The following is a 12,189-nucleotide window of genomic DNA, read 5'->3' as shown; positions in this document are numbered from 1 at the left end:
TGCTACCCCGAGGGGATCGAGTAGACCGCGTGGGCGGTTACGCGGGACACTGAGCGGCGAGTCACTGGGAGGGGATGGAATGCCACCAAGGAGAGTTCCGACCGCACGTCAGCGGCGGCTGGGGGCGGAGTTGCGGCGGATGCGCGAGCAGGCCGGAATTTCTATCGTGAACGCCGGTAGCGAACTGGGTACTGATCGCACCCGGATCAGCAACATGGAAGCTGGACGTTTCGGCGTGAGCGAGGAACGCATTCGGACTCTTGCAGGTATTTATGCCTGCCCAGATTCTGTGTACATTGATGCGCTGGTCGCCATGGCGGAGGATCGTACACACGGTTGGTGGGAGGACTCCCGGAAAATCCTGCCTGCGAGCCTTTTGGATCTTGCCGAACTAGAACACCATGCAAAAAGTCTAACTGTCGTCAGTATCGAATATATCCCCGGGCTGTTGCAGACCGAGGATTATGCGGACACGCTCTTCCGTTTGTCAGTGCCGGAACGACCCGCACGCGACATTCAGCGGTTCGTGTCTTTTCGAATGCGCCGGAAATGCATTGTGGAGCAAGAGCCGCCCACGCCGTGCTCGTTTGTGATCCATGAGGCGGCCTTGCGGATGCAGTACAGCGACCGTGAAACACATCGCAGGCAACTCAACCGGGTCAACGATTTCGGGGACATGGACGGTGTGTCTGTCCGCGTCACACCGTTTAATGCTGGCGGTTTTCCGGGAATCAACGGATCGGTCACATATGCTCATGGGCCTGTACCGCAACTGGATACCGTACAGGTTGACGCGGTGCACGGTTCTGATTTTGTGTATTCCGAAACCCATTTGAGCAACTACCGCCGCCTCTTGCAGAGGGTGATAAAGTCATCACTCTCCCCCAAGGCTTCGCGCGACCTCGTTCAAACAATCGCGCGAGAAATGTAAGAGAAGGGAAGCATATGCACGACCTCGAATGGCAGAAGTCATCGTTTTCTAATGGCGGGAATCCTGACAACTGCATTGAACTCGCCCCGACGGATGGTGCGATCCTCATGCGGGAAAGCGACGATCCGAATGTGATCGTGACGACGACTCCGGCAAAGCTGCGCGCGTTCATCCAAGGCGTCAAGGCCGGGGAGTTTGATCACCTGGTCTGATCATCTTCCCTGCCGGACGGCCCCCACACTGCCCGAACCAGCGTGGGGGCCTTTCGCATATGTGCTCAACTTCCGTCGCACTTATGCGACGCATAGACGCACACTCTTGCGCACCTGCGCCGGGCGGCGCTACGGTCCATGCCTCGCTAGCAGTCGGTGCTGCGGCTGCGGCGAACTGCCGTTCCCTGCTTGCTGGTTGAAGAGCTGAAGCGGAGGGCGGGGCAGCAAGTGCAGTGCACCACTCCAACGACAGGAGAACGCACGATGAGCACAGCAGTGCAGACGCGGACCCGTGATCCGCGCATCATCCTCAACGCGGTACAGGAGCGCGTACCGCACCTGGTCGCCGACGTGGGCGTAACTGACCTGTGGGAACGGGAAGTTGCGTTACTGCTGCGCGACAGCGTGGCCGTGCCCAGTCTGGCCGAACGCATCCTCGGTCAGGGCATCGCGTACCTGATCACGGCCATGGAGAACCCCGGCACCGACATGGGCGTCGGCAAGACCGTGGACATCGGCGTCCACCAGCTCATCCTGGACACCCCGCTCTACTTCGCGCTGTGCGAGGAGTACAACGGCGGGAAATACAAGCACCACGCCCCGCTGATCAAGCGGCGCTGCGACGGCACCGTGACACGCACGGCGGAGATCATCCGGAAGAACGGGTTCGCCGTCGATGACGAGCTGTGGGCGGTGGACGCCGCCGAGTGCTCACCGTGTGACGAGAAGGTGCCCGACAGCCACTGACGGCCCACTAGAGTGCCCTCGCCCCCGGACTCCCAGCGGGGAGCGAGGGCACCGCCTTGTCCACCTCCGCCCCAAGGAAGCCCCGTTGCCCGTACCTCACAACATCGACAACGAACGCGAACTGTGGGATGCCTACGCCGAGAGCACCAAAGACAAGGTGTTCGACGCCGACCCCGTGTTCTGCTGGACGCAGTACTCCGGCCATGGCCCGGGGCCTGAACTGTTGGGCGCCCCGGCGACGGCCCTGGAGCTGGGATGCGGGACGGGTCGGGCGCTGGCCTATCTCGCACAGCAGGGCGTCAAGGCAACCGGCCTTGATCTGTCACCCGTCATGGTCGCCAACACCACGGAACGATGGGGGCCACTAGGCGCCCGGTTCGTGTGCGCCGAAGTGCTGGAGCACCTGAGGAGCAGTACCGACACGTACGATGCCGTCTACTCGATCTTCGGGGCGGTCTGGTTCACCGATCCAGCCGCACTGCTGCCACTAGTCGCTAAGAGCCTGAATCCGGGTGGGGTGCTGGCGTTCTCCCAACCCCCGGCCATTCCCGGCGCGTACGGCCCCCAAGGCATGTATAAGGGTGGATTCGCGGGGCCAGCGCGGTACACCTACCGCTACAGCTACACGCCCGAGAAGTGGGCGAGTCTGCTGCTGGTCTCCGGATTCAAGGACCCAGACGTACGCGTGATCGACGCCCCCGAGCCCGGACACATTGGAACCCTGATCGGTCGCGCCGTCGCTCCCTGATCCCTGGCCCTTGACTGCCCCGTCTGTGCTCTGTCCCTCGTGGTGCATGGGCGGGGCTTCCTGCTGCTCAGGCGGGCTTGTGGAGTCAGCACCAAGTCAGCACGGTGCCCACGAAGACACGGAAACAGCCCGAAACGCTCCGAAGCGTAACCAGGCTAGATGCCCTCTGACCTGCATGTTTGCCCCAGTAGATCAAGGGTGGTATACGCTCGCCCTCACGCCGGTACGGACTTCGGCGTCAACGTCTGACCGCCGGATCGGGGATCCGATCTCCAGGTCCGGCCGGGCGGCGCTGCCGAAGCGTCCGCCCGTGCAGCAGAGTGACCGCGTCCGGCGCCGTATACCCCGTCCGGGGAGTGCGGCGCCGGACGCGCGTGAAAGGGAGGCGGGCCGTGCCCGTGCGCGGCCCGTACCGACACCGGGGAGGAAGTGAACGATGAGCGTCACGCTTGCCAAGGGGGGCAATGTCTCCCTGTCCAAGGCCGCTCCGAATCTGACGCAGATCATGGTCGGCCTCGGCTGGGACGCACGGTCCACGACCGGAGCGCCGTTCGACCTCGACGCCAGCGCGCTGCTGTGCCGGTCGGGCCGGGTGCTGGGGGACGAGTACTTCGTCTTCTACAACAACCTCAAGAGCCCGGAGGGCTCCGTCGAGCACACCGGGGACAACCTCACCGGTGAGGGCGAGGGCGACGACGAGTCGATCCTGGTGGACCTCTCACAGGTGCCCGAGCAGGTCGACAAGATCGTCTTTCCGGTCTCGATCCACGAGGCGGATCTGCGCGGCCAGAGCTTCGGCCAGGTCAGCAACGCTTTCATCCGCATCGTCAATCAGGCCGACGGCAGCGAACTCGCCCGTTACGACCTCAGCGAGGACGCGTCGAGCGAAACCGCGATGATCTTCGGCGAGGTCTACCGCTACAACGGCGAATGGAAGTTCCGGGCGGTGGGCCAGGGGTACGCGTCGGGTCTTCGCGGTATCGCTCTAGACTTCGGGGTCAACGTTTCGTAAAACGCCGCGCGCCGCGCGCGGGGGACCCACACAACGAGGGAATGGGTAGGCAGTGGTCCTGAAAACCTTTGGCTGGTCGCTCGCCGTCACGGCGCTCGGTCTCGCCTTCGCAGGCGTGCTCTGGGGGTGGCGGGGGCTCGCGATCGTCGGGATCCTGTCCATCCTGGAGATCTCGCTGTCGTTCGACAACGCCGTCATCAACGCGGGCATTCTGCGCAAGATGAACGCCTTCTGGCAGAAGATCTTCCTGACCTTCGGCATCCTCATCGCGGTGTTCGGCATGCGGCTGGTGTTCCCGGTCGTCATCGTCGCGATCACCGCGAAACTGGGGCCGATCGAGGCGGTCAAGCTCGCGATCAACGACAAGGCGCAGTACCAGGAACTGGTCACCAGCGCCCACCCGGCCATCGCGGCCTTCGGTGGAATGTTCCTGTTGATGATCTTCCTCGACTTCATCTTCGAGGACCGCGACTACAAGTGGCTGGCCTGGATCGAGAAGCCCATGGCCAGGATCGGCAAGCTCGACATGCTGTCCGTCATCGTCGCGCTGGTCGTCCTGCTGGTGACCGCGATGACGGTGGCCACCGACGCCGCGCACGGCGCTGGTGACAAGACCGCCACGGTCCTGCTGTCCGGTGTCGCGGGCCTGGTCACGTATCTCGTCGTGGGCGGCATCTCCGGCTTCTTCGAGGGCAAGCTGGAAGAAGAGGAAGAGGAAGAGGGGCAAGAGGTGGGCGCCGCGGCGCCGGCGAAGAACGGCACCGGCTCGGTGGCGGGGCTGGCCGGCAAGGCCGCGTTCTTCCTGTTCCTCTACCTCGAGGTCATCGACGCGTCCTTCTCCTTCGACGGTGTCATCGGCGCCTTCGCCATCACCAACGACATCTTCATGATGGCGCTGGGCCTGGGCATCGGCGCGATGTACATCCGCTCGCTGACCGTCTTCCTGGTCCGTAAGGGCACCCTGGACGACTACGTCTACCTGGAGCACGGCGCGCACTACGCGATCGGCGCACTGGCCGTCATCCTGCTCATCACGATCAAGTACGAGGTCAGCGAGGTCGTCACCGGCCTGATCGGCATTGTGCTGATCGCCCTCTCGTTCGCCTCGTCCGTGATCCGGAACCGGCGTGAGGATCTGGGGAATTCGGCGGGAGAGAAGCCGGAAGTCACCTCCGGAGTGTGACGCGGCGCTGATTGAGGAACGCTCTCTGCGGGGCGGCCATGGGGTACGACCTCGGGGCCGCCCCGCAGTGATGATGGGGGCCGAGCGAGGGGGCGGGAGAGGTGTCATTCCTGGGGAATCTGTGGCGCGGTGGTGCCCAGAAGTTCGACTTCGACAGCGGGGGAGCGTCGTATGTCGTCGAGCTGACGAAGCGGAATCCGGTCGTCTCACTGACCAAGCAGGGGGCGGCCGCCGGCCATCTGCGGGTCAATCTGAGCTGGCAGATGCGGACCTCGGACTTCGGCGAGCGGGGCACACAGCGCACCGGCAGCCTGCTGCGACACCCGGGCAAGCTGTTCCGGCCCGAGATCGTCCAGGCGCAGGGACCGGCCGTGGTCAATGTGGACCTGGACCTGGCCTGCATGTACGAGCTGATGGACGGGTCCAAGGGCGTCGTGCAGCCGCTGGGGAATTTCCTCGGGGATCTCAACGGCCCGCCCTTCGTCAAGCTCAGCGGTGACGACCGGTTCGGTTCGGGGTCCGGCGAGACGCTGTACATCAACCTGGACCATCGCGACGAGATCAAACGGCTGCTGATCTTCGTCTACATCTATGACGGCACGCCCGCGTTCGACCGTACGCACGCGGTCGTGACGCTCTACCCGAGTGCCGGGCCCCGGGTGGAGGTCAAACTGGACGAACGGGCGCCACAGGCCCGTTCCTGCGCGATCTTCACGCTGGAGAACGTCAAGGGCGAGCTGACGGTGCGCCGCGAGGTGAAGTACGTCTACGGCTTCCAGGCGGAGCTGGACCGGCTGTACGGCTGGGGCCTGCAGTGGGGCCGGGGCTACAAGTCGAAGGTGTGAGCCGCTTTCTTCGCCGGGCGCGACGTGTCCACGGGCGCCCGGGGAACCGACACGGCTCTACCGGCGCTGGAACTGCGGGCCCTGGGGCGGCAGGACGAAGGACGGATCCGGGACGAAGGGCTGTTGCTGCTGTGCCGGGTAGCCGTACGCCGTCGGTGCCGGCTGCTGGGGCTGGTACGGGGGCGGCGGTCCCGGGTATCCGTAGGCGGGCTGGGCCGGGGGCTGTGCGGGCGGCGGTGGAACGTGGGGCGGGTAGCCGTAGCCGCCCTGCGTGGGCAGCGGTGCCTGGGGTGCCTGAGGCGGCGTGGGTGCCGCGGCGGCCGGCGGCAGGGGCGCGGCCGAGTGCGGCTCCGGCATCGCGTCCGGCACATGCTGGGTGACGGCGTCCGGGTCCGACGCCTGCGGGGGCCGCCGGCCTCCCGCGGGCGGCGGGCCCGAGGCGTGTTCCGGCCAGGCGCTCGGCGGCGGGGTGGTCGCGGGGGCGGCCGGGGCCAGCACGAAGTCGCCGTCGGGTGCGGTGGCGGCGGACGGGGCGGCGGCAGGCGGCTCGCTCCGCGCGGGGGCCGGTACGGCCTGCGTCGGCTCCGTGCCGGACGGCGACGACTCCGGAGCATTCGGGGTATCCGGGACATCCAGGACATCCGGGGCCGGCGAGGCGGTGCCGTCGGTAGCCGCGTTGTCCGCGCCGTCTGCGTTGTCCGCGCCGTCCTCGTCGACCGAGATCCCGAACTCGGTGGCCAGCCCGACCAGCCCGCTCTCGTACCCCTGCCCCAGGGCGCGGAACTTCCAGCTCTCGGCGCGGCGGTACAGCTCCCCGCAGATCAGGGCCGTCTCCTCGCCGGTCTCCGGCACGATGTCGAAGACCGCGACCGGATCCCCCTCCCGCTCCGCGTCGTACAGCAGAACCCGCAGGTCCGCCACGTTCGCGAAGGGGCCGCCGTCCGACGAAGCGGCCAGTACCACCCGGTCGACCGCCGGATCCATCGTGGCCAGGTCGGCCTCGATGGTGTCGGTGAGAGTGTCGTCGAGCCGGGCCTTGGACAGGTGCCGGACCAGGCCGCTCGGGTGCCGCGGCTGGTTGTAGAAGACGAAGTCCTCGTCGGAGCGCACGCGTCCCTCGGATCCCACCAGGAGCGCCGAGGCGTCGACATCGGGGACTCCGGCGCCGGGGGTCCAGCGCAGGACGGCCCGGACGGTCGTGGCATCGAGGGGGACGTTCGACCCTTTCAGCATCGCGTGCGTCATGCGGCAATCCTGCCTTCCCTCTGGTCGGAGGGACAACGCGGGGGCCGCGTGGGGCAACGCGGGGCCGCGTGCGGCGCGAGCCGCGCGCTCGCGGACATCCGTGCGCCTCATGCGGGATACGTGATTTTCACGTACGCGGGAACTAACCGCACCCCCACGCACGTACGATTACCGGCTGGATCCAGACAGCCGGACGTAGCGGGCGCGCCCGGGTCCCGCATGCACACGGGGAGTTATATGCGCCATTTTGGGTACCTTCCGCCCGATATTCGGAAGGAACTGTTCCACCAGGAGCCGGTGGAGTTCACCGCCGACTCCTGCGCCCGCACCCTCGCGGTCGCCCTGGGCGCCACGCTCTACAGCCCGGCCACCCGCCCACGGCTGGCCGCCGATGTCCTCAAGCAGGCCGGACGCGGCGTGATGTCCATGGTGCTGTGCCTGGAAGACGCCATCGGGGACGGGGACGTCGAAGCGGGTGAGGAGAACCTCGTCCGGCAGCTGGGCCTGCTCGACGAGGCGGCCGACGCGGGCGAGGCCCTTCCGCTGCTCTTCATCCGCGTCCGCACCCCCGCGCAGATACCGGACCTGGTGCGCCGCCTCGGGCCGACGGTGCGCAGGCTGTCCGGATTCGTCCTTCCGAAGTTCACCGAGGAGCGCGGGATCCCGTTCCTCGAAGCCCTGGCCACGGCGGAGTCCGCCTGCGGCCGGCGGCTGTTCGCGATGCCGGTGCTGGAGTCTCCGCAGCTGCTGCACCTGGAGAGCCGCGTCGAGACCCTGCGGGGCATCGCCAGGACCGTCGACAAGTACCGGGACCGGGTCCTCGCCCTGCGCCTCGGCGTCACGGACTTCTGTTCCGCCTACGGGCTGCGCCGGCCGCCCGACATGACCGCGTACGACGTCCAGATCGTCGCCTCCGTGATCGCCGACGTGGTGAACGTCCTGGGCCGGGCGGACGGCACGGGCTTCACCGTCACCGGCCCGGTCTGGGAGTACTTCCGGCTGCACGAGCGCATGTTCAAGCCACAGCTCCGGCGCAGCCCCTTCCTCGGACGCGCCGAGGAATTGCGTACCGCGCTGATCGAGCACGACATGGACGGCCTGCTGCGCGAGATCGAACTGGACCGCGCCAACGGCCTGCAGGGCAAGACCTGCATTCACCCCTCGCACGTCGCGCCGGTGCACGCCCTCTCGGTCGTCAGCCATGAGGAGTTCAGCGACGCCGCGGACATCCTGCGGCCGGAACGGGGCGAGGGCGGGGTGCTGCGCTCGGTCTACACGAACAAGATGAACGAGGTGAAGCCGCACCGCGCCTGGGCCGAGCGGACCCTGCTGCGTGCCGAGGCGTTCGGGGTCGCCCGGGAGGGCATCGGCTTCGTGGAGCTGCTGGCGGCGAGCCTGCCGCAGACCTGAACCGCGGCGAGCGACGACACGAACGGTCCGGACGACACGAACGGTCCGACGGACGACATGGCACGAACGGTCCGACGGACGACATGGCACGAACGGTCCGACGGATGACATGGCACGAACGGTCCGACGGATGACATGGCACGAACGGTCCGACGGATGACATGGCACGAACGGTCCGACGGATGACATGGCACGAACGGTCTGACGGACGACATGACATGAATGGCACGAACGGTACGACGGAGGAGACGGAACGCGTGGTGTGGACGGGAGAGTGGGTCGCCGGACGGCTCGGGGTCTCGCTGAGCGGCGGAGACGAATTGCCGGAACTGCTGGGGCTGGCGCTGCGGCGCAACCCCAAGCGGGCCCATCTGCTCGTGTCCAACGTGCTGGGCAAGCATGTGCCGCAGCGGCCGGGTGTGGTCCATGGTGCCGGCCACCGGCTGGGGCGCCGGGTGCGGGAGCTGCTGGGTGACGAGGCCGCCGCCCGGGCCGTCGTCCTGGGCTACGCCGAGACCGCCACCGGACTGGGTCACTCCGTGGCCGACGGCCTGGCGTTCGCGCCCTGCCTGCACTCCACCCGCCGCCCGGTCGACGGTGTCGCGCGGGCCGGTGGCTTCGAGGAGGAGCACAGCCACGCCACCTCGCATCTGCTGCTCCCGGAGGACCCCGAACTCCTCGCCGGTGACGGGCCGTTGGTGCTCGTCGACGACGAGTTCTCCACCGGCCGCACCGTCCTGAACACCATCAGGGCGCTGCACGCACGCTTCCCGCGCGAGCACTACGTCGTCGTCGCCCTCGTCGACATGCGCTCCGCCGCGGACCGCGGCCAGTTGGAGAAGTTCGCGGCGGAACTCGGCGCCCGCGTGGACCTCGTGGCGCTGGCCTCGGGCGGGGTACGGCTGCCCGAGGACGTCCTGGAGCGCGGCCGGCGACTCGTCGCCGAGCACGAGCGCGAGCGCGAGCACGAGCGCGCGGCCATGGCGGCGGGGGCGGGGGCGAGGGCGTCCGCGCCGGAGAGTCCGGAGAGCGCACCTGCACCCGGGGCCGCCCGTCGCGCGGAGCCCGTACGTCGCGCGGAGCCCGCCCGCCGCGCGGAGCCCGTACGCGTCGACCTCGACTGGCCCGCCGGACTCCCCGACGGCGGACGGCACGGCTTCACGCCCGCGCACCGCGCACACCTGGAGGCCCGGCTCCCCGGCATGGCGGCCCGGATCGCGCAGCACCTGGACGGCGCCCGCCGCGTCCTCGTCCTCGGCAACGAGGAGCTGATGTACGCGCCCCTGCGGCTGGCCGAGGCCCTGGACGCCCGGCTCGCCGAGGCAACGGACACCGCCACCGGGCAGTGCACCGGCGGACCGTCCACCGGCAGTCCGTCCATCGGCAGCCCGTCCACCGTGACGGCCGGCCCGGGCGTCTACTTCTCGACCACCACCCGCTCCCCGGTGCTCCCCGTGGACGACCCGGGTTACGCGATACGCACCCGGCTGTCGTTCCCCGCCCACGACCTGCCCGCCGACGGGCCGGGGGAGCGGTACGCCTACAACGTCGTGGCCGGCGGCGACCCGGAGCGCCGCTTCGACGCCATCGTCGCCGTCGTGGACTCGTACGGCGACCGGCCCGAACTGCACGCCCCCGGCGGGCTGCTGGACCGCCTCGCCGAGCACACCGACCGGCTGCTGCTCACCGTCATCCCCTCCTACCTCCCCTCTTGCGCCCCGCGACCCCAGGCACCGCCCATGTCCCTTCCCGAGCCGCTGCGCGGCCCCGCCTTCTCCTCCTACGACGCCGACGAGGTCGGCTGGCTGCTCCAGGACCTCTCCGGCATCACTCTGGAAGCGCCCACGGAGGAACGCGAAGAGGCGATTCAGAACGGCGGCGCCCACTATGCCGAGTCGCTGCCGGTCGAGTACCAGCCGAGCGAGCAGTACCAGGCGCTCTTCCAGAGCGCTCTGCAGGCCTCCGCGCACCGGATCGCGCGCGCCGTCGGGACCGTCGCCGAGACCGTGCTCGCCGAGCGCGGTCCGCGCCCCGTACTGGTGTCGTTGGCGCGGGCCGGTACCCCCGTCGGCGTGCTGATGCGGCGCTGGGCGCAGCACGTACACGGTCTGGACCTGCCGCACTACGCGGTTTCGATCGTCCGCGGCCGCGGCATCGACACCACCGCGCTGCGCTGGCTGGCGGCCCATCACAACCCGGCGGATGTCGTGTTCGTGGACGGCTGGACCGGCAAGGGGGCCATCACCCGCGAACTGGCCGAGGCCCTGGAGGAGTTCCCGGGCTTCGACCCCAGGATCGCCGTGCTCGCCGACCCCGGCGGCTGCGTCGATACCTACGGCACCCGCGATGACTTCCTCATCCCGTCCGCCTGCCTCAACTCCACCGTCTCCGGCCTCATATCGCGCACGGTCCTGCGCGACGACCTTGTGGGTCCGGACGACTTCCACGGTGCGAAGTTCTACCGCGAGCTCGCCGCGACCGATGTGTCGCGCACGTTCCTGGACGCGGTCGGCGCGCGCTTCGACGATGTCGCGCGGGAGGTCGCAGCGGAGGTGAAGGAACTGGCCGTCGCCGACCGCAGCCCCACCTGGGCGGGCTGGGAAGCCGTCGAGCGGATCAGTGCGGAGTACGGCATCCACGACGTCAATCTCGTGAAGCCCGGTGTCGGCGAGACCACGCGCGTACTGCTGCGCCGGGTCCCCTGGAAGATCCTTGCCCGGCAAGGCGCCGGCGCCGACCTCGATCACGTACGCCTCCTGGCTGAACAGCGGGGCGTACCCGTCGAAGAGGTCGGCGAACTGCCCTACACCTGCGTCGGGTTGATCCATCCCCGCTTCACCCGCGGGGCCACGGGTGCTGACGGCAAGGCGGTGGCCTCCTGATGAGCGCGATCGTCGCCAGCGACCTCGACCGCACCCTGATCTATTCGGCCGCCGCCCTCGGCCTCGCCATGCCCGACGCCGACGCACCACGGCTGCTCTGCGTCGAGACCTACGAACGCAAGCCGCTGTCCTATATGACGGAGACGGCCGCCGCGCTGCTCGCCGAACTGGCCGGCGGCACCACGTTCGTGCCCGCCACCACCCGCACCCGCGAGCAGTACCGGCGCATCCACCTCCCCGGCCCGGAACCGGAGTTCGCGGTCTGCGCCAACGGCGGCCATCTGCTCGTACGCGGCGAGTCCGACCCCGACTGGCGGCGCACGGTCGCCGCGCGCCTCGCCGCGCAGTGCGCCCCCCTGGACGAGGTGCGGGCCCACCTCGTCCGCACCGCGGATCCGGCCTGGCTGCTCAAGGAGCGGGTCGCCGAGGACCTCTTCGCCTACCTTGTCGTCGAGCGGCCGCTGCTGCCCGACACCTGGGTCGAGGACCTCGCCGGCTGGGCGGAGCAACGCGGCTGGACCGTCTCCCTGCAGGGCCGCAAGATCTATGCCGTACCGCGGCCGCTGACCAAGAGCGCGGCCGTCGCGGAGGTGGCGCGCCGCACCGGGGCGACCGAGGTCCTCGCGGCCGGCGACTCGCTGCTCGACGCCGATCTGCTGCTCGCGGCGGACCGTGGATGGCGCCCGGGGCACGGCGAACTGGCGGACTCCGGCTGGCAGGCGCCGCATGTCACCGCGCTCGACGCACGGGGCGCCGCCGCGGGCGAGGAGATCGTACGGTCCTTCCTCCGCGCCGCCGCGGATACCGCTGCGGAGTAGCCGCGGGTACCGCTGGGGAGTAGAAGTCCGGTCACCTCACTCTCTCCTGCCCTCACCTTCCCCTCCCCTCACAGCTCGCGAGCGGATACGCTCGCCGAGGCGGCCGGCCGCACCGCCCGCTCACCGGCCGAGAACGTGATCCTTGAGCAGAGGAGA

11 protein-coding genes are annotated in these 12,189 nt (G+C 68.7%); 10 read left to right on the top strand and 1 reads right to left on the bottom strand.

Annotated features, from left to right (window positions below; translation table 11 throughout):
- The first annotated feature begins 79 nt into the window (after positions 1 to 79).
- The 7 genes from ACFY12_RS25880 (at position 80) to ACFY12_RS25850 (ending at position 5,678) form a co-directional block, all read left to right on the top strand.
- Positions 80 to 931 carry a helix-turn-helix domain-containing protein gene (locus ACFY12_RS25880; RefSeq protein WP_390718292.1) on the top strand — a complete coding sequence of 284 codons (852 nt, stop codon included), beginning with the start codon at positions 80 to 82 and terminating at the stop codon, positions 929 to 931.
- A 14-nt stretch (positions 932 to 945) separates the two neighbouring features.
- A complete protein-coding gene (locus tag ACFY12_RS25875; protein ID WP_390718291.1) occupies positions 946 to 1,143 on the top strand; it encodes a DUF397 domain-containing protein in 198 nt (65 codons plus the stop codon).
- Between the two features lie 264 nt (positions 1,144 to 1,407).
- The gene (locus ACFY12_RS25870; RefSeq protein ID WP_390718290.1) at positions 1,408 to 1,890 is read left to right on the top strand and encodes a hypothetical protein; all 483 of its coding nucleotides are present in this window, start codon (positions 1,408 to 1,410) and stop codon (positions 1,888 to 1,890) included.
- Between the two features lie 85 nt (positions 1,891 to 1,975).
- Entirely contained in the window at positions 1,976 to 2,638 is a 663-nt protein-coding gene (locus tag ACFY12_RS25865; protein ID WP_390718289.1) for a class I SAM-dependent methyltransferase, read from the top strand.
- A 436-nt stretch (positions 2,639 to 3,074) separates the two neighbouring features.
- On the top strand, positions 3,075 to 3,650 hold the full coding sequence (locus tag ACFY12_RS25860; protein WP_362136598.1) for a TerD family protein: 576 nt from the start codon (positions 3,075 to 3,077) through the stop codon (positions 3,648 to 3,650).
- A gap of 52 nt (positions 3,651 to 3,702) precedes the next feature.
- Positions 3,703 to 4,833: a DUF475 domain-containing protein gene (locus ACFY12_RS25855; RefSeq protein ID WP_390718288.1), complete on the top strand. Its 1,131-nt coding sequence runs from the start codon at positions 3,703 to 3,705 to the stop codon at positions 4,831 to 4,833.
- Between the two features lie 101 nt (positions 4,834 to 4,934).
- A complete protein-coding gene (locus tag ACFY12_RS25850; RefSeq protein WP_390718287.1) occupies positions 4,935 to 5,678 on the top strand; it encodes a Tellurium resistance in 744 nt (247 codons plus the stop codon).
- A 57-nt stretch (positions 5,679 to 5,735) separates the two neighbouring features.
- Here ACFY12_RS25850 and ACFY12_RS25845 read toward each other — a convergent pair whose 3' ends face one another.
- The gene (locus tag ACFY12_RS25845) at positions 5,736 to 6,923 is read right to left on the bottom strand and encodes a TerD family protein (protein ID WP_390718286.1); all 1,188 of its coding nucleotides are present in this window, start codon (positions 6,921 to 6,923) and stop codon (positions 5,736 to 5,738) included.
- 237 nt (positions 6,924 to 7,160) lie between these two features.
- Here ACFY12_RS25845 and ACFY12_RS25840 point away from each other — a divergent pair, with 237 nt between their 5' ends.
- From ACFY12_RS25840 to ACFY12_RS25830, 3 genes are all read left to right on the top strand, one after another.
- Positions 7,161 to 8,333 carry an HpcH/HpaI aldolase/citrate lyase family protein gene (locus ACFY12_RS25840; RefSeq protein WP_390718285.1) on the top strand — a complete coding sequence of 391 codons (1,173 nt, stop codon included), beginning with the start codon at positions 7,161 to 7,163 and terminating at the stop codon, positions 8,331 to 8,333.
- Between the two features lie 218 nt (positions 8,334 to 8,551).
- Complete coding sequence (locus tag ACFY12_RS25835) at positions 8,552 to 11,215, top strand: phosphoribosyltransferase (RefSeq protein WP_390718284.1); 2,664 nt, start codon at positions 8,552 to 8,554, stop codon at positions 11,213 to 11,215.
- Positions 11,215 to 12,033, top strand: a complete 819-nt coding sequence (locus tag ACFY12_RS25830) for an HAD family hydrolase (RefSeq protein WP_390718283.1) — start codon at positions 11,215 to 11,217, stop codon at positions 12,031 to 12,033. Before ACFY12_RS25835 ends, ACFY12_RS25830 begins: the two co-directional genes overlap by 1 nt.
- Positions 12,034 to 12,189 lie beyond the last annotated feature (156 nt).

The organism is Streptomyces sp. NPDC001339 (assembly GCF_042895955.1).
Lineage (GTDB): Bacteria > Actinomycetota > Actinomycetes > Streptomycetales > Streptomycetaceae > Streptomyces.
Note: the sequence above shows the minus strand (reverse complement) of the source record. Positions and strands in the feature narration are given on the sequence as shown.

Excerpts from the sequence above, each read along its gene's own strand:
- ACFY12_RS25880 (WP_390718292.1), top strand. The coding sequence starts at position 80 with ATGCCACCAAGGAGAGTTCCGACCGCACGTCAGCGGCGGCTGGGGGCG.
- ACFY12_RS25875 (WP_390718291.1), top strand. The coding sequence starts at position 946 with ATGCACGACCTCGAATGGCAGAAGTCATCGTTTTCTAATGGCGGGAAT.
- ACFY12_RS25870 (WP_390718290.1), top strand. The coding sequence starts at position 1,408 with ATGAGCACAGCAGTGCAGACGCGGACCCGTGATCCGCGCATCATCCTC.
- ACFY12_RS25860 (WP_362136598.1), top strand. The coding sequence starts at position 3,075 with ATGAGCGTCACGCTTGCCAAGGGGGGCAATGTCTCCCTGTCCAAGGCC.
- ACFY12_RS25845 (WP_390718286.1), bottom strand. The coding sequence starts at position 6,923 with ATGACGCACGCGATGCTGAAAGGGTCGAACGTCCCCCTCGATGCCACG.
- ACFY12_RS25840 (WP_390718285.1), top strand. The coding sequence starts at position 7,161 with ATGCGCCATTTTGGGTACCTTCCGCCCGATATTCGGAAGGAACTGTTC.
- ACFY12_RS25835 (WP_390718284.1), top strand. The coding sequence starts at position 8,552 with ATGAATGGCACGAACGGTACGACGGAGGAGACGGAACGCGTGGTGTGG.
- ACFY12_RS25830 (WP_390718283.1), top strand. The coding sequence starts at position 11,215 with ATGAGCGCGATCGTCGCCAGCGACCTCGACCGCACCCTGATCTATTCG.